Here is a 25,150-nt window from a genome sequence, read left to right on the forward strand (position 1 = left end):
GGCGACAAGCACCATTGTGCCAGGTTGTTGCGGTTGTATTGTTCGCCGCCGTCCATACTTATCCCTTTCTTCCCTTCTTGGTGCGTAAATCAGATATGAGTTCCGCTCTGTCCATCCGGCAGCTAACCAAAACCTACGGCAACGGTTTCCAGGCCCTGAGTGGTATCGATCTGGAAGTCGCCGAAGGTGACTTTTTCGCCTTGCTCGGCCCCAACGGCGCCGGCAAATCCACGACCATCGGCATTCTCTCGACCCTGGTGAACAAGACCAGCGGCACGGTGAATATCTTCGGTCACGACCTGGACAAAAATCCTGCGCAACTCAAGCGCTCCATCGGCGTGGTGCCTCAGGAATTCAACTTCAACCAGTTCGAAAAGACCTTCGACATCGTCGTGACCCAGGCCGGCTACTACGGCATCCCGGCGAAAATCGCCAAGGAACGCGCCGAACAGTACCTGACCCAACTGGGGCTGTGGGACAAGAAGGACGTGCCGTCGCGTTCACTGTCCGGCGGCATGAAGCGTCGCCTGATGATCGCCCGCGCCCTGGTTCATGAACCGCGCCTGCTGATCCTCGACGAACCGACTGCCGGGGTGGACATCGAGCTGCGTCGCTCGATGTGGAGCTTCCTCACCGAGCTGAACCAGAAAGGCATCACCATCATCCTCACCACCCATTACCTGGAAGAGGCTGAGCAGTTGTGCCGCAACATCGGCATCATCGACCATGGCACCATCGTCGAGAACACCAGCATGCGTCAGCTGCTTAGCCAACTGCATGTCGAAACCTTTCTGCTGGACCTCAAGGGCGACCTGCCCGCCGCGCCTCAGTTGCTCGGCTACCCGTCCCGGCTGATCGACAGCCACACCCTGGAAGTTCAGGTTGAAAAGTCCATGGGCATCACCGCGCTGTTCACCCAACTGGCGCAGCAGAACATCGAAGTGCTGAGCCTGCGTAACAAAACCAATCGCCTCGAGGAGTTGTTCGTGTCCCTGGTGGAGAAAAATCTGTCGAAGGTGGCGGTATGAGTTCCGAGTTGCGCCCCAACCTCATTGCACTCAACACCATCGTTTACCGTGAAGTCCGGCGTTTCACCCGGATCTGGCCGCAGACCCTGCTGCCGCCGGCCATCACCATGGTCCTGTACTTCGTGATCTTCGGTAACTTGATCGGTCGGCAAATCGGCGACATGGGTGGCTTCACCTATATGGAGTACATCGTGCCGGGGCTGATCATGATGTCGGTGATCACCAACTCCTACGGCAACGTGGTGTCGAGTTTCTTCGGCAGCAAATTCCAGCGTTCCATCGAAGAACTGATGGTCTCGCCGCTATCGCCGCACACCATCCTGATCGGCTACACCCTGGGTGGCGTGCTGCGCGGCTTGATGGTGGGGATCATCGTGACCCTGCTGTCGCTATTCTTCACCCACTTGCAGGTGCATCACCTGGGCGTGACCATTCTGGTGGTGGTGCTGACGGCGACCATCTTCTCGCTGCTGGGCTTCATCAACGCCGTGTTTGCGCGCAACTTCGATGATATTTCGATCATTCCGACTTTCGTGCTGACGCCACTGACCTACCTGGGCGGGGTCTTCTATTCGATCACCTTGCTGCCGCCGTTCTGGCAGACCGTATCACTGGCCAACCCGGTGCTGCACATGGTCAACGCATTCCGTTACGGCATTCTTGGCGTATCGGATATCCGCATCAGTGTGGCCATCGCTTTCATGCTGGTGGCGACCGTAGTGCTGTACATCGGTTGTGCACGGTTGCTGGTCAGCGGTCGCGGGATGCGTACCTGACCTTCCTTGTAGGAGCTGCCGCAGGCTGCGATCTTTTGGCTTTTGACGGGCCCGAATCAAGATCAAAAGATCGCAGCCTGCGGCAGCTCCTACAGGGGGTGTATGGCAGATTTAAAAAACGGCGCCTTGGGGCGCCGTTTTGCATTTTCACATCCGGCTCTTCTTGCGCCGCTTCCATTGCCTGGCCACCCACCAGCGCCAATACGCCATCACCATGAAGTAGGACAGCGCGCCGAGTGCCAGCCCCGTCACCACCGAACCCAACAGGAATGGTTGCCACAAGGTCGAGATTTCACCCCTGATCCATTCCCAGGTCAGTGCGTCCGGCAACTGCCGGGCGGGGACGTCCATCAGCCAGGCGCCGGTCTGGTAGGTGCAAAAGAACACGGCAGGCATGGTGATCGGGTTGGTCAGCCAGACCAGGCTCACGGCGATCGGCATGTTGCCGCGCACGATGATGGCGAGGGTTGCCGCCAGCAGCATCTGCAACGGGATTGGCAGGAACGCCGCGAACAAACCCACCGCCATGGCACGAGCCACGGAATGGCGGTTGAGGTGCCACAGGTTCGGGTCATGCAGCAGCGTGCCGAGAAAGCGTAAGGACTTGTGTTCCCTGATGCTCATCGGGTCTGGCATGTAACGTTTGAATAAGCGCCGGGGCATAAGGCTTCTCGGTCGGTCAGGGTGGCAAGTATGTCTGGATTCTATGAACTGCCCATTCAGACTTTGTGACAATTGATAACGGCGTCCGCGCGACGGGCGGGCTAAGCCTTGGAGGGGACTCTCAAGGACAGGCTTATGCGCACAGGGATGATGGCGTTGGCGCTGGGTCTGCTGACTTTGCGTTTTTTACCGGCGTTGCCGCCGGTCTGGTTGTGGCTGGCGATGCCGGTGGCGGGTTTGATGTTGTTGCCGTTCAGGGCGTATCCGGTGGCGTTTTACCTGTTCGGTCTGAGTTGGGCCTGCGCGAATGCGCAGTGGGCGCTGGATGACCGGTTGCCGCCGGCGCTGGACGGAGAAACCCGCTGGGTCGAAGGACGGGTCACCGGCTTGCCCCGGCATGACGACGGAGTCGTGCGTTTCGAATTGACCGACATCCAGTCCCGGCGTACCCGGCTGCCGCGGCAAATGCGCCTGTCCTGGTACGGCGGGCCGCCGGTGAACAGCGGCGAGCGCTGGCGTCTGGCAGTCAAATTGAAGCGCCCGGTCGGGCTCCTCAATCCGCAGGCGTTCGATTATCAGGCCTGGTTGCTGGCACAACACATCGGGGCGACCGGGACGGTCAAGCAGGGCGAACGCCTTGCGCCAGCCCAATGGGCCTGGCGCGATGGCATCCGCCAGCGTTTGCAAGCGGTGGATGCGCAGGGGCGAGGCGGCGCGTTGACGGCGTTGGTGCTCGGGGACGGTGCCGGGCTGAGCCGCGAAGACTGGCAGGTATTGCAGGACACCGGCACGGTGCATCTGTTGGTGATTTCCGGGCAGCACATCGGCTTGCTGGCGGGCGTCGTGTATCTGCTGATTGCCGGCCTGGCCCGCCTTGGGTTGTGGCCGAACCGCCTGCCATGGTTGCCTTGGGCGTGTGGCCTGGCATTCGCCGCGGCGCTCGGTTACGGGATGCTCGCCGGATTCGGGGTGCCGGTGCGACGAGCCTGCCTGATGCTGGGCCTGGTGTTGTTGTGGCGTCTGCGGTTTCGTCATCTCGGTGCATGGTGGCCGCTTTTGCTGGCCCTCTGCGGCATTTTGCTGCTGGAGCCGCTGGCGAGTCTTCAGCCTGGTTTTTGGCTGTCTTTCGCGGCCGTGGCCGTCTTGATATTGACCTTCGGCGGCCGATTGGGCCCCTGGCGATGGTGGCAAACCTGGACCCGTGCCCAGTGGCTGATTGCAATCGGATTGTGTCCGTTACTGTTGATACTGGGATTGCCGATCAGCCTTAGCGGTCCGGCAGCCAATTTGCTGGCGGTGCCGTGGATCAGTCTGCTGGTGTTGCCACCGGCGTTGCTCGGGACATTGCTGTTGCCGGTGCCCTACGTGGGCGAGGGCCTGTTGTGGCTGGCAGGCGGTTTGATCGGTGGGTTGTTCAGGGTCTTGGCGTTGTTGGCCGAGGTGCTACCCGCGTGGGTGCCGGAAGCGATTCCTCTGGGGATATGGAGCCTCGGCGCGCTGGGCGCTTTTCTGCTGCTGTTGCCGCGTGGCGTTCCGCTGCGCCCGTTGGGTTGGCCTCTGCTGCTGTTGCTGGTGTTCCCACCCCGGTCAATGCTGCCGGAAGGCATCGCTGAAGTCTGGCAGTTGGACGTGGGGCAGGGGTTGGCTGTTCTGGTGCGAACCCGACATCACACCTTGCTGTATGACGCCGGACCGCGATTCGGTGAACTCGACCAGGGGGAGCGGGTGGTGCTGCCGGCGTTGCGCAAACTCGGGGTGAAGGGCCTCGATCTGATGCTGATCAGCCACGCCCATGCCGATCATGCCGGCGGTGCCCCGGCGATTGCCAAGGGCTTGCCGGTGAAACAGGTGGTCAGTGGTGAGCCCGCTGACTTGCCTGTGGAGCTGCAGGCCGGGCGTTGTGAGAGCGGCCGGCAATGGACCTGGGATGAAGTCGATTTCCAGCTTTGGCACTGGCCATCGGCCGGTGACAGCAACCAGAACTCCTGTGTCTTGCTGATCGAGGCCAATGGCGAACGGTTGCTGTTGAGTGGCGACATCGATGCCGCCGCCGAAAAAGCCCTGCTGGACAGTCCGCTGGCCCTGCCCACCGACTGGCTGCAGGCGCCACACCATGGCAGTCGCAGTTCGTCGTCTAACGCCCTGCTGGATGTCCTGCAACCTAAAGGGGCACTGATCTCCCGCGGCCAGGGCAATTCATTTGGCCACCCGCATCCCACGGTCATCGCGCGTTATCAAAAACGCGGAATGGCGATCTACGACAGTGTCGAACAGGGTGCCATTCGTCTGCAACTCGGGCGCTTCGAGCCGCCGTGGTCGATGCGCCAGGAACGGCGTTTCTGGCGCGATCCGCCGCCTTTGAACCCATGACCGAGCGTTATCAAAGCCCGACCGGTTGCGACATCACGGTCTTCGGTGCGTCCACCCCCTATGTTAGAGTGGCGCACTTTTTCGAGGGGACTGTCACTGTGTGGGAATTGGTCAAATCCGGCGGCTGGATGATGCTGCCGATCATTCTGAGCTCCATCGTGGCCATGGCCATCGTCGCCGAACGTCTCTGGACACTGCGCGCCAGCCGCGTGACCCCGGAGCACTTGCTCGGGCAGGTCTGGGTCTGGATCAAGGACAAACAGCTCAATAAGGAAAAACTCAAGGAACTGCGCGCCAACTCCCCGTTGGGCGAGATCCTGGCGGCCGGCCTGGCCAACTCAAAACATGGTCGCGAGATCATGAAAGAGTGCATCGAAGAGGCCGCAGCCCGGGTGATCCACGAGCTGGAGCGCTACATCAACGCACTGGGCACCATCGCCGCCATGGCGCCGTTGCTGGGGCTGCTGGGTACCGTGTTGGGCATGATCGATATCTTCAGTTCGTTCATGGGCACGGGCATGATGGCCAATGCCGCCGTGCTGGCCGGCGGTATTTCCAAAGCCTTGATTACCACGGCTTCGGGGCTGATCGTCGGTATCCCGGCGGTGTTCTTCCACCGGTTTCTGCAACGGCGCATTGATGAACTCGTCGTGGGTATGGAGCAGGAGGCGATCAAACTGGTTGAAGTGGTGCAGGGCGACCGTGACGTTGATCTGGCCGAGGGCAAAGCGTGAAATTCCGCCGCAAGCAACGGGAGAACGTGGACATCAACCTCGTGTCGTTGATCGACGTGGTGTTTGTCCTGCTGCTGTTTTTCGTCGTGACCACCACCTTTACCCGTGAGACCCAACTGCGCGTCGAGCTGCCGGAAGCCGTCAGCGGTACGCCGGCCGACGATCAGAGCAAGCCGCTGGACATCGCCATCAGCGCCGACGGCGTGTTCTCGGTGAACAACCAGATCCTGCCGAAAAGCGACCTGGCCTCGCTGATGGACGCGCTGCAAAAAGAAGCCAACGGCGACACCAACCGGCCGCTGTCCATCAGTGCTGACGGCAAGACTGCGCATCAGTCCGTGGTGACGGCCATGGATGCCGCCGGCAAACTCGGCTTCAGTCACTTGCGCATGACCACCATCGAGGCGGCGCCTCCCGCGCCCTGATGGCCATGTCCGATCGATTGCTCGCCGCGTGGTACGCAGGTCATCCGGCCCTGAAGCTGTTACAGCCACTGGAATGGCTGTACCGGCGCGTGGTCATGAACAAGCGCAAGCGTTTTCTGGCGGGTGAGGGCGAGATCTACCAGCCGCCGGTGCCGCTGATCGTGGTCGGCAACATCACCGTGGGAGGCACCGGCAAGACGCCGCTGATTCTATGGATGATCGAGCACTGCCAGCGCAGCGGCCTGCGGGTCGGCGTGGTCAGCCGCGGCTATGGCGCCAAACCGCCGCAGTTGCCGTGGCGGGTCGAGGCCGGGCAGAGCGCCGACGTCGCCGGTGACGAGCCGCTGCTGATTGTCCAGCGCACGGGCGTGCCGCTGATGATCGACCCCAATCGCAGCAACGCCGTCAAAGCCTTGCTGGCCAGCGAGCCACTGGACCTGATCCTGTCCGACGACGGCATGCAGCATTACCGCATGGCTCGCGACCTGGAGCTGGTGCTGATCGACGCCGCCCGCGGCCTGGGCAACCGCCGTTGCCTGCCAGCCGGGCCATTGCGTGAGCCGGTCGAGCGCCTGCAAAGCGTCGACGCGGTGCTCTACAACGGTGCCGCATCCGACCGCGACGATGGCTTTGCCTTTCAATTGCAACCCACCGCGCTGGTCAATCTGCGCAGTGGCGAACGCCGTCCCCTCGATCTTTTTCCCGCCGGCCAGGCCCTGCACGCGGTGGCCGGTATCGGCAATCCGCAACGTTTCTTCAAGACCCTCGAAACGCTACACTGGCAGCCTGTTCCACATGCGTTTGCCGACCACGCCGAATACAGCGTGCAGGCGTTGAATTTCACGCCGTCATTGCCGTTGGTGATGACGGAAAAAGACGCGGTGAAATGCCGTGCCTTTGCCGCCGCCGACTGGTGGTACCTGGCGGTCGATGCCGTGCCGTCGCCGGCCTTCGTGGCCTGGTTCGACACACAGTTGATGCGCTTGCTGCCGGATCGTTTGTTGCCTTAACTCCGTTTTTTCCAGGGAATGCTCATGGACACCAAATTGCTCGACATCCTCGCTTGCCCGGTCTGCAAAGGCCCGCTCAAGCTCAGCGCCGACAAGACCGAGCTGATCAGCAAGGGCGCCGGCCTGGCCTACCCGATTCGCGATGGCATCCCGGTGATGCTGGAGTCGGAAGCGCGCACCCTGACCACCGATGAGCGTCTGGATAAATGACCACAGCCTTTACCGTTGTCATTCCATCGCGTTATGCCTCCACCCGCCTGCCAGGCAAGCCGCTGCTGCTGATCGCCGGCAAACCGATGATCCAGCACGTCTGGGAACAGGCGTGCAAAAGCAGCGCCGGGCGGGTGGTGGTTGCCACTGACGACGCGCGCATCGTCGAGGCCTGCAATGGCTTCGGTGCCGAAGTGGTGCTGACCCGTGAGGATCACAATTCCGGCACCGATCGCCTGGCCGAAGTCGCGATGAAGCTGGGCCTGGCGCCCGATGCCATCGTCGTCAACGTCCAGGGCGACGAGCCGCTGATCCCGCCGAGCGTGATCGATCAGGTTGCCGCCAATCTGGCCGCCCACGCTGAAGCACGCATGGCCACCCTGGCCGAGCCGATCGAAGACGCGGACACCCTGTTCAATCCCAACGTGGTCAAGGTCGTCAGCGACCTCAATGGCTTGGCGCTGACGTTCAGTCGCTCCACCTTGCCCTGGGCGCGTGATGCATTTGCCGTGAACCCTGAGCAGTTGCCGGAAGGTGTGCCGTATCGCCGCCATATCGGCATCTATGCCTACCGTGCCGGTTTCCTGCAGGATTTCGTCAACTGGGGTCCATGCTGGCTGGAAAACACCGAGTGCCTGGAACAGCTGCGTGCCCTGTGGCACGGCGTGCGGATCCACGTGGCCGACGCATTGATCGCGCCGCCAGCCGGCGTCGATACCGTTGAAGACCTCGAGCGCGTTCGTCGCCTTCTGGAGGCGTGATGCGCGTTTTGTTCGTGTGTCTGGGCAACATCTGCCGTTCTCCCACGGCCGAAGGCGTGCTGCGGCACAAACTGCGCGAAGCGGGGCTGGCCGATCAGGTTGAGGTTGCCTCCGCCGGCACCGGTGACTGGCATGTCGGCAAGGCGCCGGATAAACGCAGCCAGGCCGCGGCGAAGCTGCGTGGTTACGACTTGTCGGCCCAGCGCGCCCGGCAAGTCAGCCGCGCCGATTTTGCCACCTACGACCTGATCCTCGCGATGGACAACAGCAACCTGCGCAACCTCAAGGCCTTGCAGCCCGCCAAGGGCAAGGCCGAGCTGGACTTGTTCCTGCGCCGTTACCAGTCGCCGATCGATGAAGTGCCGGACCCGTACTACGACGGCGAGCAAGGCTTCGAGCAGGTGTTGGACCTGATCGAGCGCGCCAGTGATTTGCTGGTGATTGAATTGAAGGGACGGTTATGAGTTTGCAAGTTCGATCGCAGGTATCGCTCAAGCCTTTCAACAGCTTTGGCGTGGATGTCCAGGCCCGGCTGTTTGCCGAGGCCCATAGCGACGACGATGTGCGCGAAGCCCTGGCCTACGGGCTGGAGCACAAGGTCCCGGTACTGGTGATCGGTGGTGGCAGCAACCTGCTGCTGACGGCGGATATCGATTCACTGGTGCTGCGCATGGCCACTCGCGGGATTCGCGTGCTGAGCGATGATGACGGCAAAGTGGTGATCGAGGCCGAGGCGGGCGAGCCCTGGCATCCCTTTGTGCAACACACCCTGGCGCTTGGGTTGTCCGGCCTGGAAAACCTCAGCCTGATTCCCGGCACCGTGGGTGCTGCACCGATGCAGAACATCGGCGCCTACGGGGTCGAGATCAAGGACGTGTTCGCCGGCCTGACCGCCCTCGATCGCCAGACCGGCGAACTGCGCGACTTCAGCCTGGCGCAGTGCAACTTCGCTTACCGCGACAGCCTGTTCAAGCAGGAACCGGGGCGCTGGTTGATCCTGCGTGTGCGCTTCGCCCTCGACCGTGCCGCGCATTTGCACCTGGAGTACGGCCCGGTGCGTCAGCGCTTGACCGAACAAGGTATCGACCATCCGACCGCCAGCGATGTCAGCCGGGCCATTTGCAGCATCCGCAACGAAAAACTCCCGGACCCGGCCGTACTCGGCAATGCTGGCAGTTTCTTCAAGAACCCCTTGGTATCAGCGGCGCTGGCTGCACGGCTCAAGGGCGAATACCCGGATCTGGTGGCCTATGCGCAACCCGACGGGCAGATGAAACTGGCCGCTGGCTGGTTGATCGAGCGGGCAGGCTGGAAAGGTTTTCGCGATGCCGACGCAGGTGTTCACAAGTTGCAGGCACTGGTGCTGGTCAACTATGGCGGCGCAACGGGCCTGCAATTGCTGAACCTGGCGCAGCGCATCCAGAAAGACATTGCAGAACGCTTCCATGTCGACCTGGAAATGGAACCGAACCGGTATTGAGCTAAGCTTTCAGGACAGATCAAAAAGCCCTGCACGATGTTTATTGTGCAGGGCTTTTTTGTTAATGCTCGGTTAACTTAGTCAGCTAACGATGCACACTCTTGCTCCACCAAAGGCCCGGTGCAGACCGTTTGCGTCCGCACAAGAGAGCCGATTAGCCTGAGTCGATCTGCGTGCGACCCACCGAGATCCAGCGGCAGATTGCTCGACCCCATCACTCAAGATCCATGCGGGCGTGCCCATGATTACCCTGAAGCTCAATGGTCAAGACCATCAACTCGACGTCACCGAGGACATGCCGCTGCTCTGGGCGATCCGCGACGTGGCCGGTTACAACGGCACCAAATTCGGCTGCGGCATGGGCCTGTGTGGGGCCTGCACCATTCATATCGAGGGGGCACCGGCTCGCAGTTGCATCACGCCCATCGGTTCCGTCGTCGGTCAGAATGTCAGCACCATCGACAACCTGCACGCCGACCCGATCGGCAAAGTCGTCCAGCAAGCCTGGCTCGACACGGCGGTCGCCCAGTGCGGTTTCTGCCAGGGCGGGCAAATCATGTCGGCGACAGCGCTGCTCAAGACCCACCCGAACCCCAGCGACGAGCAGATTGAAGAAGCGATGGTCGGCAACATCTGCCGCTGCGGCACCTACAACCGAATCAAGACCGCCATCCGCCAGGCCTCCACTCACCTGAAGGAGGCCAAGGCATGAGCCGGTTACCGCATGATTTCACCCTGAGCAATCTGAGCCAGCTCAGTCGCCGTGGTTTTCTCAAAGGCGTGGGCGCCACCAGTGCGCTGGTATTGGCGGCAAGCTGGGGCTGGCAAGACGCTTTTGCCGAAGAAAAGGACAAGAAGTTCGGCGCCGACGGCATGCCCCACGGCTGGGTCGACGATCCGAAAGTCTATGTGAGCATCACCGCCGATGGCACGGTAACCGTGACCTGCAACCGTTCGGAAATGGGGCAGGGCGTGCGTACCAGCCTGACCATGGTGGTGGCTGATGAACTGGAAGCCGATTGGGCGCGGGTCAAGGTACAGCAGGCCCCGGGCGACGAAGCACGCTTCGGCAACCAGGACACCGATGGTTCGCGCAGCATGCGCCACTGGTATGAGCCGATGCGCCGTTGCGGGGCTGCTGCACGCGCCATGCTGGAGCAGGCCGCCGCTGACCAGTGGAAAGTGTCGGTCGGCGAGTGCCATGCGCAACTGCATAAAGTCATCCATAAACCCTCGGGCCGCGAACTGGATTATGGTGCGCTCGCCGCCGCTGCCAGCGCTTTGGCCGTACCGGCGCGTGACAGCCTTAGGCTCAAGCAGCCTTCGGAATTCCGTTACATCGGCAAGGAAGGCACCAAGGCCATCGATGGGGAGGACATCGTCAATGGCCGTGCGGTATACGGAGCCGACGTGCATTTCGACGGCATGCTCTACGCGACCATTGCCCGGCCCACGGTGTATGGTGGCAAAGTCAAAAGTTTCGATGGCAGCGCGGCGATGAAAGTCCCCGGCGTGGTCAAGGTGCTGCAGATCGAAAGCCGTCCGTTGCCTTCGGAGTTCCAGCCCCTGGGTGGTATCGCCGTGGTGGCGAGCAACACCTGGGCGGCGATCAAGGGCCGCGAGGCGCTGAAAATCGAGTGGGATGACGGCCCCAATGCCAGCTACGACTCGATCGCCTATCGCAAGGAGCTCGAAGCGGCCTCGCTCAAGCCTGGCAAGGTGGTGCGCAATACCGGCAACATAGACGAAGCCATGAGCAGCGCCGACAGTACGCTGGAAGCCTCCTACTACTTGCCGCATTTGTCACAATCACCGATGGAGCCGATGGTCGCCATTGCGCGGTTCAAGGACGGTGCGTGCGAGGCCTGGGGGCCAAGCCAGGCGCCGCAGGTCACCCGGGAACGGATCGGTGAACGCCTGGGGCTGCCGTTCGATAAGGTCACGTTCAATGTGACCTTGCTGGGCGGTGGGTTCGGGCGCAAGTCCAAGCCTGACTTCATCCTCGAAGCCGCAATCCTCGCCAAGGAATTCCCCGGCAAAGCGGTGCGCGTGCAATGGACCCGCGAAGACGACATTCATTGTTCCTACTTCCACACCGTATCGACCGAATACCTCAAGGCCGGCCTGAACAAGGACGGTCTGCCGTCCGGCTGGTTGCACCGTACAGTGGCGCCGAGCATCACGGCGTTGTTTGCGCCGGGCATGAACCACGAGGCGGCGTTCGAACTGGGCATGGGCTTCACCAACATGGCGTATGCGATCCCCAACATTCGCCTGGAAAACCCCGAGGCCACGGTGCATACCCGTGTTGGCTGGTATCGCTCGGTGTCGAACATTCCCCATGGCTTCGCGATCCAGAGTTTTATCGATGAGTTGGCGCACAAGGCCGGGGAAGATCCGCTGAAGTACCAGATCAGATTGCTCGGCCCGGACCGTCGGATCGATCCGCGCACCTTGAGCGAAGAGTGGAACTACGGTGAATCCCCCGAGCGGTATCCGATCGACACCGCGCGCCTGCGCACGGTACTGGAGACCGCCGCTAAAGCCGCGGGTTGGGGGCGTGAGCTGCCCAAGGGCCGCGGCCTGGGCCTGGCGGTGCATTACAGCTTCGTGACCTATGTGGCGGCGGTGATCGAGGTAGAGGTCAAAGATGACGGTACGCTGGTGGTGCACAAGGCCGACATCGCCGTCGATTGCGGACCGCAGATCAATCCCGAGCGGATTCGCGCGCAATTCGAGGGTGCCTGCGTCATGGGCCTGGGTAATGCGGTGCTTGGGGAAATCAGCTTCAAGGACGGCAAGGTCCAGCAGGATAACTTCCACATGTACGAAGTGGCGCGGATGTCCCTGGCGCCGAAAGAGGTGGCCGTGCATCTGGTGACGCCGCCGGGTGACGTGCCATTGGGCGGTGTCGGTGAACCGGGTGTGCCACCGATTGCGCCGGCCCTGTGCAACGCGATCTTTGCTGCCACCGGCAAGCGCATCCGCAACCTGCCGGTTCGTTATCAGTTGTCAGGCTGGCAGCAGGTCGGAGCCTGATGGACAGCGCCGACCTGAACGTCCTGCGCACCGTGTTGCAATGGCAGCGCGCCGGTCAGCGGGTGGTGTTGTACAGCGTGGTCGAAACCTGGGGCACGGCGCCCCGGGCACCCGGCGCCATGCTGGCCCTGCGCGAGGACGGTGTGGTGATTGGCTCGGTCTCGGGCGGCTGTGTCGAGGATGACTTGATCGCCCGGCTGCACGACGGCCGTCTCGCACTGGACGGGCCTCCGGTGCAACTGATCACGTACGGCGTGACCCGCGAGGAAGCCGCACGTTTCGGCTTGCCCTGCGGCGGCACCTTGCGCTTGACCGAGGAGCGCATCGACGATGGGGATTGGGTCGAGCAACTGCTGGCCCGATGCGAGGCCCATGAAATCGTTGCCCGTGAACTGAACCTGGCCACCGGCGAAGTGCTTTTGCAGCCGGCCAGTAAAGCTGACGTCTTGACGTTCGACGGTCAGACCTTGCGGGCGATCTATGGGCCGCGCTGGCGCTTGTTGCTGATCGGCGCGGGGCAGCTGTCGCGCTATGTCGCGGAAATGGCTCGTCTGCTGGATTTCGAGGTGCTGATTTGCGATCCGCGCAGCGAGTTCGTCTACGGTTGGGAAGAGCAGCACGGACGATTCGTCTCGGGCATGCCGGATGAGGCGGTATTGAATATCCAGACCGATGAGCGCACGGCCATCGTGGCCTTGACCCATGATCCGCGCCTGGACGACATGGCGCTGCTCACGGCCCTGGATTCCAAAGCCTTTTACGTTGGAGCGCTGGGGTCGCGGGTCAACAGCCAGAAGCGCCGGGAAAACCTGGCTCAACTGGGACTGTCGCAACCGGCGATTGACCGTTTGCATGGTCCGATCGGCTTGCACATCGGCAGTCATAATCCAGCGGAAATAGCCTTGTCGCTCATGGCGGAGATCGTGGCGGTCAAAAATGGCGTCGAACTGAAACAGAAGAAAGTCTTGCGGGAGAAGGTATGAGCGAGTCCATTGGCGTCGTCGTACTGGCGGCGGGGCAGGGCAGTCGGTTTCGTCAGGAAGCGGGCGCCGAAAGGGATAAGTTGGTGGCCGATTGCACCGGGCGTGACGGCGTGGTGCGGTCCGTCATCGAGCAAACATTGGTCAACCTGCCAGTGACGCTGGGCAAACGCGTATTGGTGACCACTGCTGACCGCCCGCAAGTGATCCGCATGGCTCAGGCCTATGGCTGCGAGATTGTGCTGATCGAATCGACCGGTATGGGCGACAGCATTGCCGCCGGGGTCGCTGCCTGCAAACAACTCGATGGCTGGCTGATGGTGCTGGGGGATATGCCGTTCATCCTGCCTTCCAGTATCGAGCAAGTGGTGGCGGGTATCGGCGATGACAGTATCAGTGTGCCCGTACAGGGCGGTAAGTATGGGCATCCGGTCGGATTTGGACGGGACTTCGCAGCGGGATTGATGGCGCTATCGGGGGATCGTGGCGCGAAACCGCTGTTTGCCCAAGGGCGGGTGGTTGAAGTGGCCGTGGATGATCCCGGTGTGTTGTGGGATGTGGATGTGCCGCAAGCGTTGAACTTCAAGCCAGCCTAGATCCTCTGTAGGAGCTGCCGAAGGCTGCGATCTTTTGATCTTGTTTCCTGAACGATTCCGAAACCGCCAAAAGATCGCAGGCTGCGCCAGCTCCTACAAGGATTGCGGTGAAGTCCGGATATAAAAAAAGCCCCGCCTGGGTTCACCAGGCGGGGCTTTTTAGTGGCCGATGGAATCAGGCGAGAGGTTTGGTCTCGTGCTCTTTTTCCAGGGCTTGCTCGTGTTGCTCAACCGCTTCCTGAACGGAACGCGGCGCTTCGTGGATCACCGACTCGGCCGGCTCGGCAACCACTTCGGCGGCCGGGGCAGGCGCTGCCTCAACCACTTCAGCAACAACTGCTTCAACCGGAGCCGCAGCGGCAGCCAGTTCGGCTTCCTTCTGCAGGCGCTCGGCTTCACGCTTGCGACGACGCACTTCACGCGGGTCGTTAGGCGCACGGCCACTTGGCGTCAGGGCGCTGACAGGAGCGGCTTCGACGACCGGCGCAGGCGCTTGGGCGACGACCGCAGCTTCAGCAGCGGGAGCTTCAACGACAGGAGCTTCAACCTCCGGCGCTGGAGCCGGTTCCGCGGCGGCAACCACCAGCTCGGAAACCATGGCTTCGGCCACTTGGGTCTCGGCAGCAGGCGCTGGTGTTTCAGCGACGGCTGGCTCGGCTACCCAGTTGAACGCCGTTTGCTCTTCACGCACTTCGCGAACGGTTTCAGTCACGGTCTCGACGACAGCTTCTGCAGCTACGGCAGGTGCTTCAACCACTGGAGCCGACTCGGCAGCCGCTTCAACGGCAGACTGAGCTTCCGGCGCTGGCGCCACTTCGATTTCCGGCGAGGCGGTGACTTCGACCGGCGTGGTCGCTTCAACGACTGGCGCTTCAACCGGAGCTGCTTCCAGGGTCGCGGCAGTGGCGCGTTCGGCTTGCACATTGGCTTCAGCTTCGGCTGGAGCGCTGATCACGCTGCTGGCAACGGCTGCGGTGACAGCCAGACCGGCGGCCAGATCGGCAGTGCTTGGCGCTTCAGCGTTTTCGCCGGACTCGGACTCTTCCGAACCTTCGATCACGTTGCCGTTGGCGTCGCGCTGACGTTCGCGACGGTTGCTGCGACGACGCTGGCCACGGGAACGGCGGCGTGGACGATCGCCTTCGGCGTTTTCCTGACCCTCTTCCTGCAGTTGCTCTTCGTTGGTGGTCAGTTCTTCTTCGGCAGCGGCGGCAGCTTGTTCGGCACGAGGCTGACGCTCTTCACGCGGTGGGCGTGGAGCACGCTCTTCACGTGGCGGGCGAGCCGGACGCTCTTCTGCGGTAGCAGCGGCGGCCGGAGCAACTGGAGCAGCTGGAGCGGCATCCAGAGGCTCGCGCAGTTCACGCACGCGTTCTTCACGCTCGCCACGTGGCTTGCGATCTTCACGCGGAGCGCGCGGCGCACGTTCTTCACGAGGCGCGCGTGGTGCGCGTTCTTCGCGGGCTACTGCCGGTGTTTCTTCACGGGTCTCGCGAGGCTCGCGCACTTCGCGTGGCTGACGCTCTTCACGCGGAGCGCGCTCTTCACGCGGTGCACGTTCTTCGCGAGGCTTGCGCTCTTCATCGCGGCGACCGTTACGGTTGCGGCTCTGCTGGCGACCGTTGCGACGCTCTTCGTTGCGGGCCGGACGCTCGGCGGCTGGCTTTTCAACCACAACCGGCGCGACAGGCTCTTCCTTGGTGGCGAACAGGCTCACCAGCGACTTCACCAGGCCTTTGAACAGGCTTGGCTCAGGCACGACGGCCGGAGCCGGGGCCGGAGCGGCAACTTCGGTCGGAACCGGAGCGTTGGCGCGGGCCGGAGCGGTCTTGACCGCGGCTTCCTGGCGAACCAGGGTGCGGGTCGCAGCGGCTGGCTGGACTTCTTCGACTTCGGCAGCGGCAGCGGCGATTTCGTAGCTGGACTGGTTGGTCGCTGCTTCCGGGCTGTCATCACGCAGGCGTTGCACTTCGAAGTGCGGCGTCTCGAGGTGATCGTTCGGCAGGATGACGATGCGGGCGCGGGTGCGCAGTTCGATCTTGGTGATCGAGTTGCGTTTTTCGTTGAGCAGGAACGCAGCCACCGGGATCGGCACTTGTGCACGAACTTCAGCGGTGCGGTCTTTCAGGGCTTCTTCTTCGATCAGGCGCAGGATCGCCAGAGACAGCGATTCAACGTCACGGATGATGCCGGTGCCGTTGCAACGCGGGCAGACGATGCCGCTGCTTTCGCCCAGGGACGGACGCAGGCGCTGACGGGACATTTCCAGCAGGCCGAAGCGCGAGATGCGACCGACTTGCACGCGAGCGCGGTCGGCTTCCAGGCATTCGCGGACTTTCTCTTCCACGGCGCGCTGGTTCTTGGCAGGGGTCATGTCGATGAAGTCGATGACGATCAGGCCGCCGATGTCGCGCAGGCGCAACTGACGGGCGATTTCCTCGGCCGCTTCAAGGTTGGTCTGCAGCGCGGTTTCTTCGATGTCGCTGCCTTTGGTGGCGCGCGCCGAGTTGATGTCGATGGACACCAGGGCTTCGGTCGGATCGATCACGATGGAGCCGCCGGAAGGCAGTTCGACGACGCGCTGGAAAGCGGTTTCGATCTGGCTTTCGATCTGGAAACGGTTGAACAGCGGAACGCTGTCTTCGTAGAGCTTGATCTTGCTGGCGTACTGCGGCATCACCTGGCGGATGAAGGTCAGGGCTTCGTCCTGGGCTTCAACGCTGTCGATCAGCACTTCGCCGATGTCCTGGCGCAGGTAGTCGCGGATCGCGCGGATGATCACGTTGCTTTCCTGGTAGATCAGGAACGGCGCGGCGCGGTCCAGCGAGGCTTCCTTGATGGCGGTCCACAGTTGCAGCAGGTAGTCGAGGTCCCACTGCATTTCTTCGCTGCTGCGGCCCAGGCCGGCAGTGCGCACGATCAGGCCCATGTCGGCCGGGGCAACCAGGCCGTTCAGGGCTTCACGCAGTTCGTTGCGCTCTTCGCCTTCGATGCGACGGGAGATACCGCCGGCACGCGGGTTGTTCGGCATCAGCACCAGGTAACGACCGGCCAGGCTGATGAAGGTGGTCAGGGCAGCGCCCTTGTTGCCACGTTCTTCTTTTTCGACCTGAACGATGACTTCCTGGCCTTCGCTCAGGACGTCCTTGATGTTGACGCGACCTTCCGGGGCTTTCTTGAAGTATTCGCGGGAGATTTCTTTGAGGGGCAGGAAGCCGTGGCGCTCAGAGCCGAAATCGACAAAGGCAGCCTCGAGGCTTGGTTCGATGCGAGTAATCCGGCCTTTATAGATGTTGGCCTTCTTCTGCTCGCGTGCACCGGATTCGATGTCCAGGTCGTAGAGGCGCTGGCCATCTACCAGTGCAACACGCAACTCTTCGGGTTGAGTTGCGTTAATCAGCATTCTTTTCATGTAGTACCGTCGGTTTCCGGGCTGCCGGAAACGGCGTTCGGCACACACGACTTCTCACGGTCGGTGTCAGGTGCGTCGGGAGTGGTTGGCCATTTCCCGTGTCCAGCGAAGTCCGGCCAATGTGGGCCTTCATCGCGACGTACGCGTCCTGCTTGCTGTGGCTACTTAAGCACTCAGTCAGGAGGAGGAATCAACCAGCGGCTGTGGACGAGATGAAGCGTCTGGAGAAAGCCTGTTGCTACACAGTCCGGCGGTTGTGCATCTCCACCCTACACGTATCCCTGATAATTCGGGTGCTGCCGCGCGCAGAATCCGCAGCGGGTTGGCATTTACCGTGAGCTCCGAAAGGGGAGGTCACGCATCATGGCTAATTTAGGCGTTGTTTCCGATGCCTTCGCTCGGGGTCATTCGCAGCTGACTGCACTTTGTGAACTGGCCGTGAATATGGCTCGCAAAACGAGTGGGAAACTCTGCTTTGTGGCGTGATTCAGGCCTCATGTCACCTGCGCTCGTTACAGCTGCAAACTCCACCGTTACGTAGCGAAAGCCCCGTAGGACGGCCTCGCGTCCTGGTGAATTGCGTTGGTCAGGGCCGGTTTTTGACCGTTGGTCCGCTGTCCAGGCCGCTTTTGGCGGCGTTCGCGACTATAGCAGCAATGATTAAGTGCTTCAATTCCATAAAAAATTGTTATCATCCGCGGCATGACGACGACTACCCCCCCGACTCCAGGCGTACAACTGCTTGAGGTCTCGCCGGAATATGCCGGCCAACGTATTGATAATTTCCTTCTCGCCCGGCTCAAAGGCGTGCCCAAGACCTTGATTTACCGCATTTTGCGCAAGGGCGAAGTGCGCGTGAACAAAGGTCGGATCAAGCCCGAGTACAAGCTGCAGGCGGGCGATATCGTGCGCGTGCCGCCGGTTCGCGTGCCTGAGCGCGACGAGCCGGTGCCACTGGCACAAGGCCTGCTGCAGCGGCTCGAAGCCTCGATTGTCTTCGAAGACAAGGCTTTGATCGTGATCAACAAGCCCGCCGGCATTGCGGTTCACGGCGGTAGCGGCCTGACGTTCGGGGTGATCGAAGCCTTTCGTCAGTTGCGCCCCGATTGCAAGGAGCTCGAACTGGTTCACCGTCTCGACCGTGACACGTCCGGCCTGTTGATGATCGCCAAGAAGCGCAGCATGTTGCGACACTTGCACACTGCGTTGCGCGGTGATGGCGTCGACAAGCGCTACATGGCGCTGGTTCGCGGTAACTGGGCGAGTTCGATCAAGCAGGTCCGTGCGTCGCTGGGCAAGAGCAATCTGCGCTCCGGCGAGCGCATGGTCGAGGTCGACGAGGAGGAGGGCAAGGAGTCGGTGACCGTGTTCAAGGTCCTGCGCCGTTTCGGCGACTTTGCCACCCTGATCGAAGCCAAGCCGATTACCGGCCGGACTCACCAGATCCGCGTGCATACCTTGCACGCCGGGCATTGCATCGCTGGCGACACCAAGTACGGTGACGAAGGTTTCAGCAAGGAAATCCGCGATCTGGGCGGCAAGCGCCTGTTCCTGCATGCCTATATGCTGACCGTGCCGTTGCCTGATGGCGGCGAGCTGAAGTTGCAGGCGCCGGTCGACGAGATGTGGGCCAAGACTGTGGAGCGATTGAGTGCGCCCATCTGATTACAAGCTGCTGATCTTCGATTGGGACGGCACGCTGGCCGATTCCATTGGCCGGATTGTCGAGGCGATGCACGTTGCCTCCCGGCGCTCCGGGTTTGATCTGCGCGACGATTTTGCCGTCAAGGGCATCATCGGGCTGGGCTTGCCGGAAGCGATCCGCACCCTGTATCCCGAGATTGGTGACGCCGAATTGATCGCGTTCCGCGAGCACTATGCCGAACACTACATAGCGTCGGAGGCTGAGCCTTCGCCGCTGTTCGAGGGCGTGGTCGAGTCGCTCGAGGCATTTCGTGCCGAGGGTTATCATCTGGCCGTGGCGACCGGCAAGGCCCGTCGCGGGCTGGATCGGGTGCTGAAGGCCCATGGCTGGGAGGATTACTTCGATATCACCCGTGCCGCCGACGAGACGGCCAGCAAGCCCCATCCGCTGATGCTCGAGCAAATTCTCGCGCATTGCGAGGTTCGCCCGGATCAGGCATTGATGGTCGGTGATTCGTCCTTTGATTTGCAGATGGCACGCAACGCCGGCATGGGGTCGGTGGCCGTAAGCTATGGCGCTCAATCGATCGATGCGCTGAAGTTGTATGAGCCGCGACTGGCCATCGACCGTTTTTCAGAATTGCACGCCTGGCTGAGTCAGCAGGCTTAACCAGTTGTTTTTGGGGTGGACGGCATGACCGACGAATGGAAGGCGCCCGCCAAGGCGAGCGCAGAGAGCGGTGACGATAAGAGCTGGAAGCTGCTGGAGAAGACCCTGCTGGCCAGTGTGCAGGAGCAGCGCCGGTCCCGTCGCTGGGGAATATTCTTCAAGTTGCTGACGTTTGTGTATCTTTTCGGCGCGATTGCTCTGTTTTCGCCGCTGATGGATATGGAAAAGGCCGCTACCCTCAGCGCCAATTACACGGCGTTGATCGATGTGACAGGCATGATTGCCGACAAGGAGCCGGCCAGCGCAGACAATATCGTTGGCAGCCTGCGCGCGGCTTTCGAGGACAAGAAGGTCAAGGGCGTCATCCTGCGCATCAACAGTCCGGGCGGCAGTCCGGTGCAGTCGGGTTATGTCTATGACGAGATCCGTCGCCTGCGCGGCCTGCATCCGGACACCAAGCTGTATGCGGTCATTTCCGACCTGGGGGCTTCCGGTGCTTACTACATCGCCAGCGCGGCGGATCAGATCTACGCCGACAAGGCGAGCCTGGTCGGCTCCATCGGTGTGACGGCGGCCGGTTACGGCTTTGTCGGCACCATGGAGAAGCTGGGCGTCGAGCGTCGCACCTACACCTCGGGCGAACACAAGTCGTTCCTCGATCCATTCCAGCCACAAAAGCCGGAAGAAACCGCTTTCTGGCAGGGTGTGCTCGATACGACCCACAAGCAGTTCATCAACAGCGTCAAGCAAGGGCGCGGAGATCGCCTGAAGGACAAGGAACATCCGGAGCTGTTCTCCGGTCTGGTCTGGTCCGGTGAGCAGGCGCTGCCGCTGGGATTGGTCGATGGGCTGGGCAATGCCAGTTCGGTCGCGCGGGATGTGATCGGTGAGAAGGAGCTGGTGGACTTTACCGTTCAGGAGTCGCCATTCGATCGCTTCTCGAAGAAGCTCGGCGCCAGCGTGGCTGAGCATTTGGCGATGTGGATGGGGTTTAACGGTCCGTCGTTGCGCTAGACCGCTTCAAAGATCAAAAGATCGCAGCCTGCGGCAGCTCCTACACACAGATCACATGTAGGAGCTGCCGAAGGCTGCGATCTTTTGCTTTCAGGGTATTTGCACGCCTTCGACCAGCAACATGTCGATCAAACGAATCAGCGGCAGACCAATCAGGCTGGTCGCATCAGCCCCCTCGGTATTGCGAAACAGGCTGACACCCAGGCCTTCGGCCTTGAAGCTGCCTGCGCAGTCGTAGGGCTGCTCGGCGTGCAGGTAGCGCTCGATGCGGGTCGCGTCGAGTGTGCGCATGTGTACGGTGAACGGCACGCAATCGACCTGGCAGTGCCCTGTCCGGCTGTTGAGCAAGGCCAGGCCGGTCAGGAATGTCACGCTGGCGCCGCTGGCGGCCAGCAGTTGTTCGCGGGCTTTTTCGAAGGTGTGGGGCTTGCCGATTATCTGCTCTCCCAGCACGGCAACCTGGTCGGAGCCGATTATCAGATGAGCGGTATGGCTGGCGGCCAGGGCGCGCGCTTTCTCTTCGGCAAGGCGCTTGACCAGCGCGATGGCGGATTCGCCGGGGCGATGGCTTTCGTCGATATCCGGCGAACTGCAGGTGAATGGCAGTTGCAGGCGGGCCAGCAATTCCCGGCGATAGACCGAGCCGGAAGCGAGTAATAAAGGCAGCATGCGCATCTCCATAAGGCAGGTGCGAATTCTAGCGAGGCTTCCAAGTGACGGACAGGGCTGAATTTCCTTTGACATGGGCGGGTGCATCCCTATAATGCTGCGCCTATGTTGAATGACCCGATTCCACCTCACGTTGACCCGCGCAAATTGGCTGATCGTGGCACCACCCTTCAAGGTGAAATGCTGCTGGCCGATTTGGAGAGACTCTGCGACCCGCTTTCCGACAATGTCGGTACGGTGCAGGCTAAATTCGTTTTTGAACGAGATGAACGTAAATCTGTGGTTATCCACAGCTTTATCGACACTGAAGTCAAAATGGTTTGCCAGCGTTGTCTTGAGCTGGTCACCCTGCCGATCCATAGCGAATGCAGTTACGCTGTGGTGAAGGAGGGTGCGAATACCCAGTCGTTGCCGAAAGGTTATGACGTGCTGGAACTGGGCGAAGATCCATTGGATCTGCAGTCACTGATCGAGGAGGAGCTTCTGCTCGCCTTGCCCATTGTGCCTGCTCATCATCCGGAAGAATGCCAGCAGCCGGCGGGAGCAGATGAGCCCGAACCGAGCGAGGACGAGGTAACGCGGTCCAACCCGTTCAGTGTATTGGCGCAGTTAAAGCGTGACCCAAACGTTTAGGAGTTAATCAATTATGGCTGTTCAGCAGAACAAAAAATCCCGCTCTGCCCGTGACATGCGCCGTTCGCACGACGCTCTCGAGGCTAGCACCCTGTCTGTAGAAAAAACCACCGGTGAAGTTCACCTGCGTCACCACGTATCGCCAGAAGGCGTATACCGTGGCCGTAAAGTGATCGACAAGGGCGCTGACGAGTAATCACTTGTCCGCTCAAGTCATCGCGATTGACGCAATGGGCGGGGACTTCGGTCCCCGCAGCATTGTCCAGGCCAGTCTTGCTTGCCTGTCCGCTACACCCTCGCTGCACCTGACCCTCGTCGGTCAACCCTCCCTACTTGAAGAATTGATCGCTGGCCATTCGGCTGTGGATCGCGCGCGCCTGTCGATTGCTCCGGCGAGCGAAGTCATCGGCATGGACGAAAAACCCGCCCAGGCCTTGCGAGGCAAGCCCGACTCATCGATGCGCGTGGCCCTTGAGTTGCTGCGCGATGGTAAAGTCCAGGCCTGTGTCAGTGCCGGCAATACCGGGGCGCTGATGGCGTTGTCGCGCTTCGTGCTCAAGACCCTGCCGGGCATTGACCGTCCGGCCATGGTGGCGGCGATCCCGACACAAAAGGGTTACTGCCAATTGCTCGACCTGGGTGCCAACGTCGATTGCAGTGCCGAGCATCTGTTGCAGTTTGCGGTGATGGGCTCGGTGGCGGCGGAAACGCTGGGCATCAGCCGCCCACGGGTGGCGTTGCTGAACATCGGCACCGAAGACATCAAGGGCAATCAGCAGGTCAAGCTGGCGGCGACTTTGTTGCAAGGCGCCCGGGGCATCAATTACATCGGCTTTATCGAGGGTGACGGTTTGTACCGTGGCGAAGCGGATGTGGTGGTGTGTGACGGTTTTGTCGGCAACATCCTGCTCAAATCCAGCGAAGGCCTGGCGACCATGATTGCCGGGCGCATCGAGGCGTTGTTCAAGAAGAGCCTGGCCTCACGAGCGGTCGGTGCGCTGGCGCTGCCGTTGATGAAGCGTCTGCAGGCCGACCTGGCGCCTGCCCGGCATAACGGTGCGAGCTTTCTCGGCTTGCAGGGGATTGTGGTGAAGAGCCACGGTTCTGCCGGGGTCCAGGGTTTCCAGAGCGCCATTTCGCGCGCCATGATCGAGATTCAAGAGAATCTTCCCGAGCGCCTGCACGGTCGTCTGGAGGATTTGTTGCTTTAGGCGTTTTCGTCGGACAATGCTTAAATGTGACCGCTTGGTTCGATGGGCCATCCAACTGTCAGTTTCTTGCGCCCCCAAAGCGGGGCGCCAATTCTCCGACGACAAGATCATTAGGGGCTTGTTACATGTCTGCTTCCCTCGCATTCGTCTTCCCGGGACAGGGTTCGCAGTCCCTCGGCATGCTCGCCGAGCTGGGCGCACAACATCCGGTTGTCCTTGAAACATTCAACGAAGCTTCCGATGCACTGGGTTACGACCTGTGGGCACTGACCCAGCAAGGGCCGGAAGAGCAACTCAATCAAACCGATAAAACCCAACCGGCCATTCTGACCGCCTCGATCGCCCTGTGGCGTCTGTGGCTGGCCGAAGGTGGTGCGCGTCCGGCCTACGTCGCCGGGCACAGCCTGGGTGAATACAGCGCGCTGGTGGCAGCGGGCAGCCTGAGCCTGGGCGACGCGGTGAAACTCGTCGAGCGTCGTGGCCAGCTGATGCAGGAAGCCGTCCCGGCCGGGCAGGGCGGCATGGCCGCCATCCTCGGCCTGGATGATGCCGACGTACTGGCCGCCTGTGCCGAAGCGGCGCAAGGCGAAGTGGTCAGCGCGGTGAACTTCAACTCCCCGGGCCAGGTGGTCATCGCCGGTGCCAAGGCTGCGGTCGAGCGCGCCATCGAAGGCTGCAAGGCGCGTGGTGCCAAGCGCGCCATGCCGCTGCCGGTCAGCGTGCCGTCCCACTGCGAGCTGATGCGTCCGGCTGCCGAGCGTTTCGCCGAATCGATCGCCGCGATCAACTGGCAGGCGCCACAGATTCCTGTGGTCCAGAACGTCAGCGTCGAAGTGCCGGCCGATCTGGAAACCCTCAAGCGTGATCTGCTCGAGCAGCTGTACAAGCCCGTACGCTGGGTCGAATCCGTACAGGCGCTGGCTGCCAGGGGCGCGACCAATCTGGTCGAGTGCGGCCCGGGTAAAGTGCTGGCCGGTCTGAACAAGCGTTGCGCCGAAGGCGTATCGACATCCAACCTCAATACCCCAGACGCTTTCGCTGCCGCCCGTGCAGCGTTGGCCTGAATCAGGAGAAGCTTGCATGAGTCTGCAAGGTAAAGTTGCACTGGTCACCGGTGCAAGCCGTGGCATCGGCCAGGCTATCGCCCTGGAACTGGGTCGTCAGGGCGCCATCGTTGTCGGTACCGCGACTTCCGCGTCGGGTGCCGAACGTATTGCCGCGACCCTGAAGGAAAACGGTATTCAAGGCACCGGCCTGGAACTCAATGTCACCAGTGACGAGTCCGTGGCGGCGGTCCTGGCGAGCATCCAGGAGCAGTTCGGTGCGCCGGCGATCCTGGTCAACAATGCCGGTATCACCCGCGATAACCTGATGATGCGCATGAAAGACGACGAGTGGCACGACGTTGTCGATACCAATCTGAACAGTCTGTTCCGCCTGTCCAAGGGCGTTTTGCGTGGCATGACCAAAGCCCGTTGGGGCCGAATTATCAGTATTGGTTCGGTTGTGGGTGCCATGGGCAACGCAGGCCAAGTAAACTACGCTGCCGCCAAGGCCGGTCTGGAAGGTTTCAGCCGTGCATTGGCGCGTGAAGTCGGTTCGCGTGCGATTACGGTAAACTCGGTGGCCCCAGGGTTCATCGATACCGATATGACCCGTGAACTGCCCGAGGCGCAGCGTGAAGCCTTGCAGACGCAGATTCCGCTGGGTCGTCTGGGGCAAGCTCAAGAGATCGCGTCCGTGGTCGCTTTTCTTGCGTCGGACGGTGCGGCTTACGTTACCGGAGCTACAATCCCGGTGAACGGCGGGATGTACATGTAATTCA

General features: G+C 61.5%; 25 protein-coding genes. 22 read left to right on the plus strand and 3 right to left on the minus strand.

Annotated elements, in window-relative coordinates; all coding sequences use genetic code 11:
* Positions 1-95 precede the first annotated feature (95 nt).
* Complete coding sequence (locus tag KW846_RS13300; protein WP_104449026.1) at positions 96-1,028, plus strand: ABC transporter ATP-binding protein; 933 nt, start codon at positions 96-98, stop codon at positions 1,026-1,028.
* Positions 1,025-1,804 carry an ABC transporter permease gene (locus KW846_RS13305; RefSeq protein ID WP_007972352.1) on the plus strand — a complete coding sequence of 260 codons (780 nt, stop codon included), beginning with the start codon at positions 1,025-1,027 and terminating at the stop codon, positions 1,802-1,804. Before KW846_RS13300 ends, KW846_RS13305 begins: the two co-directional genes overlap by 4 nt.
* 147 nt (positions 1,805-1,951) lie before the next feature.
* Here KW846_RS13305 and KW846_RS13310 read toward each other — a convergent pair whose 3' ends face one another.
* A complete protein-coding gene (locus tag KW846_RS13310) occupies positions 1,952-2,467 on the minus strand; it encodes a DUF2062 domain-containing protein (RefSeq protein ID WP_218482695.1) in 516 nt (171 codons plus the stop codon).
* Positions 2,468-2,602: 135 nt separating this feature from the next.
* On the opposite strand from KW846_RS13310, the gene KW846_RS13315 reads away from it, so the two are divergent.
* From KW846_RS13315 to KW846_RS13370, 12 genes are all read left to right on the plus strand, one after another.
* Positions 2,603-4,837 carry a DNA internalization-related competence protein ComEC/Rec2 gene (locus KW846_RS13315; protein ID WP_218482697.1) on the plus strand — a complete coding sequence of 745 codons (2,235 nt, stop codon included), beginning with the start codon at positions 2,603-2,605 and terminating at the stop codon, positions 4,835-4,837.
* 98 nt (positions 4,838-4,935) lie between these two features.
* Positions 4,936-5,571 carry a MotA/TolQ/ExbB proton channel family protein gene (locus KW846_RS13320; protein ID WP_177413780.1) on the plus strand — a complete coding sequence of 212 codons (636 nt, stop codon included), beginning with the start codon at positions 4,936-4,938 and terminating at the stop codon, positions 5,569-5,571.
* Complete coding sequence (locus KW846_RS13325) at positions 5,568-5,996, plus strand: biopolymer transporter ExbD (RefSeq protein ID WP_218482699.1); 429 nt, start codon at positions 5,568-5,570, stop codon at positions 5,994-5,996. The genes KW846_RS13320 and KW846_RS13325 overlap by 4 nt, the downstream gene beginning before the upstream one ends.
* Positions 5,996-7,006, plus strand: coding sequence for a tetraacyldisaccharide 4'-kinase (lpxK, locus tag KW846_RS13330; protein ID WP_218482701.1), 1,011 nt, complete (start codon positions 5,996-5,998; stop codon positions 7,004-7,006). The genes KW846_RS13325 and lpxK overlap by 1 nt, the downstream gene beginning before the upstream one ends.
* A gap of 24 nt (positions 7,007-7,030) precedes the next feature.
* Positions 7,031-7,216: a Trm112 family protein gene (locus tag KW846_RS13335; protein WP_003179363.1), complete on the plus strand. Its 186-nt coding sequence runs from the start codon at positions 7,031-7,033 to the stop codon at positions 7,214-7,216.
* Complete coding sequence (kdsB, locus tag KW846_RS13340; RefSeq protein ID WP_218482703.1) at positions 7,213-7,977, plus strand: 3-deoxy-manno-octulosonate cytidylyltransferase; 765 nt, start codon at positions 7,213-7,215, stop codon at positions 7,975-7,977. The genes KW846_RS13335 and kdsB overlap by 4 nt, the downstream gene beginning before the upstream one ends.
* A complete protein-coding gene (locus KW846_RS13345) occupies positions 7,977-8,441 on the plus strand; it encodes a low molecular weight protein-tyrosine-phosphatase (protein ID WP_102673880.1) in 465 nt (154 codons plus the stop codon). The genes kdsB and KW846_RS13345 overlap by 1 nt, the downstream gene beginning before the upstream one ends.
* Entirely contained in the window at positions 8,438-9,457 is a 1,020-nt protein-coding gene (gene murB / locus KW846_RS13350) for a UDP-N-acetylmuramate dehydrogenase (protein WP_218482705.1), read from the plus strand. The genes KW846_RS13345 and murB overlap by 4 nt, the downstream gene beginning before the upstream one ends.
* A 241-nt stretch (positions 9,458-9,698) precedes the next feature.
* A complete protein-coding gene (locus tag KW846_RS13355; protein WP_015096391.1) occupies positions 9,699-10,169 on the plus strand; it encodes a (2Fe-2S)-binding protein in 471 nt (156 codons plus the stop codon).
* The gene (locus tag KW846_RS13360) at positions 10,166-12,496 is read left to right on the plus strand and encodes a xanthine dehydrogenase family protein molybdopterin-binding subunit (protein ID WP_218482707.1); all 2,331 of its coding nucleotides are present in this window, start codon (positions 10,166-10,168) and stop codon (positions 12,494-12,496) included. The genes KW846_RS13355 and KW846_RS13360 overlap by 4 nt, the downstream gene beginning before the upstream one ends.
* Positions 12,496-13,479 (plus strand): XdhC family protein, encoded by a 984-nt coding sequence (locus KW846_RS13365; protein WP_218482709.1) that lies wholly within the window; start codon positions 12,496-12,498, stop codon positions 13,477-13,479. Before KW846_RS13360 ends, KW846_RS13365 begins: the two co-directional genes overlap by 1 nt.
* Positions 13,476-14,072, plus strand: a complete 597-nt coding sequence (locus tag KW846_RS13370; RefSeq protein ID WP_218482711.1) for an NTP transferase domain-containing protein — start codon at positions 13,476-13,478, stop codon at positions 14,070-14,072. Before KW846_RS13365 ends, KW846_RS13370 begins: the two co-directional genes overlap by 4 nt.
* A 175-nt stretch (positions 14,073-14,247) precedes the next feature.
* Here the strand turns inward: KW846_RS13370 and rne are convergent, their stop codons facing one another.
* Positions 14,248-17,484, minus strand: coding sequence for a ribonuclease E (rne, locus tag KW846_RS13375; RefSeq protein WP_218482713.1), 3,237 nt, complete (start codon positions 17,482-17,484; stop codon positions 14,248-14,250).
* Positions 17,485-18,186: 702 nt separating this feature from the next.
* Here rne and rluC point away from each other — a divergent pair.
* From rluC to KW846_RS13390, 3 genes are read left to right on the plus strand one after another with little or no spacing between them, the layout of a single operon-like run.
* Positions 18,187-19,149: a 23S rRNA pseudouridine(955/2504/2580) synthase RluC gene (gene rluC / locus KW846_RS13380; RefSeq protein ID WP_007977058.1), complete on the plus strand. Its 963-nt coding sequence runs from the start codon at positions 18,187-18,189 to the stop codon at positions 19,147-19,149.
* Positions 19,136-19,798, plus strand: coding sequence for an HAD-IA family hydrolase (locus KW846_RS13385; protein ID WP_218482715.1), 663 nt, complete (start codon positions 19,136-19,138; stop codon positions 19,796-19,798). Before rluC ends, KW846_RS13385 begins: the two co-directional genes overlap by 14 nt.
* A 24-nt stretch (positions 19,799-19,822) precedes the next feature.
* The gene (locus KW846_RS13390) at positions 19,823-20,812 is read left to right on the plus strand and encodes a S49 family peptidase (protein WP_218482717.1); all 990 of its coding nucleotides are present in this window, start codon (positions 19,823-19,825) and stop codon (positions 20,810-20,812) included.
* Positions 20,813-20,902: 90 nt separating this feature from the next.
* On the opposite strand, the gene KW846_RS13395 is transcribed toward KW846_RS13390, so the two are convergent.
* Complete coding sequence (locus KW846_RS13395; RefSeq protein WP_218482719.1) at positions 20,903-21,481, minus strand: nucleoside triphosphate pyrophosphatase; 579 nt, start codon at positions 21,479-21,481, stop codon at positions 20,903-20,905.
* Positions 21,482-21,586: 105 nt separating this feature from the next.
* On the opposite strand from KW846_RS13395, the gene KW846_RS13400 reads away from it, so the two are divergent.
* The 5 genes from KW846_RS13400 to fabG all read left to right on the plus strand — a co-directional run bounded on the left by KW846_RS13400 (position 21,587) and on the right by fabG (position 25,146).
* Positions 21,587-22,114 (plus strand): YceD family protein, encoded by a 528-nt coding sequence (locus tag KW846_RS13400; RefSeq protein WP_007942001.1) that lies wholly within the window; start codon positions 21,587-21,589, stop codon positions 22,112-22,114.
* 13 nt (positions 22,115-22,127) lie between these two features.
* The gene (gene rpmF, locus KW846_RS13405; RefSeq protein ID WP_003179396.1) at positions 22,128-22,310 is read left to right on the plus strand and encodes a 50S ribosomal protein L32; all 183 of its coding nucleotides are present in this window, start codon (positions 22,128-22,130) and stop codon (positions 22,308-22,310) included.
* A 4-nt stretch (positions 22,311-22,314) separates the two neighbouring features.
* A complete protein-coding gene (gene plsX / locus KW846_RS13410; protein ID WP_102700898.1) occupies positions 22,315-23,325 on the plus strand; it encodes a phosphate acyltransferase PlsX in 1,011 nt (336 codons plus the stop codon).
* Between the two features lie 125 nt (positions 23,326-23,450).
* Complete coding sequence (fabD, locus tag KW846_RS13415) at positions 23,451-24,389, plus strand: ACP S-malonyltransferase (RefSeq protein ID WP_218482722.1); 939 nt, start codon at positions 23,451-23,453, stop codon at positions 24,387-24,389.
* 16 nt (positions 24,390-24,405) lie between these two features.
* The gene (gene fabG, locus KW846_RS13420) at positions 24,406-25,146 is read left to right on the plus strand and encodes a 3-oxoacyl-ACP reductase FabG (RefSeq protein WP_007977052.1); all 741 of its coding nucleotides are present in this window, start codon (positions 24,406-24,408) and stop codon (positions 25,144-25,146) included.
* The last annotated feature ends 4 nt before the right edge of the window (positions 25,147-25,150 follow it).

This window comes from Pseudomonas sp. PDM32 (assembly GCF_019219225.1).
GTDB lineage: Bacteria > Pseudomonadota > Gammaproteobacteria > Pseudomonadales > Pseudomonadaceae > Aquipseudomonas > Aquipseudomonas laurylsulfatiphila.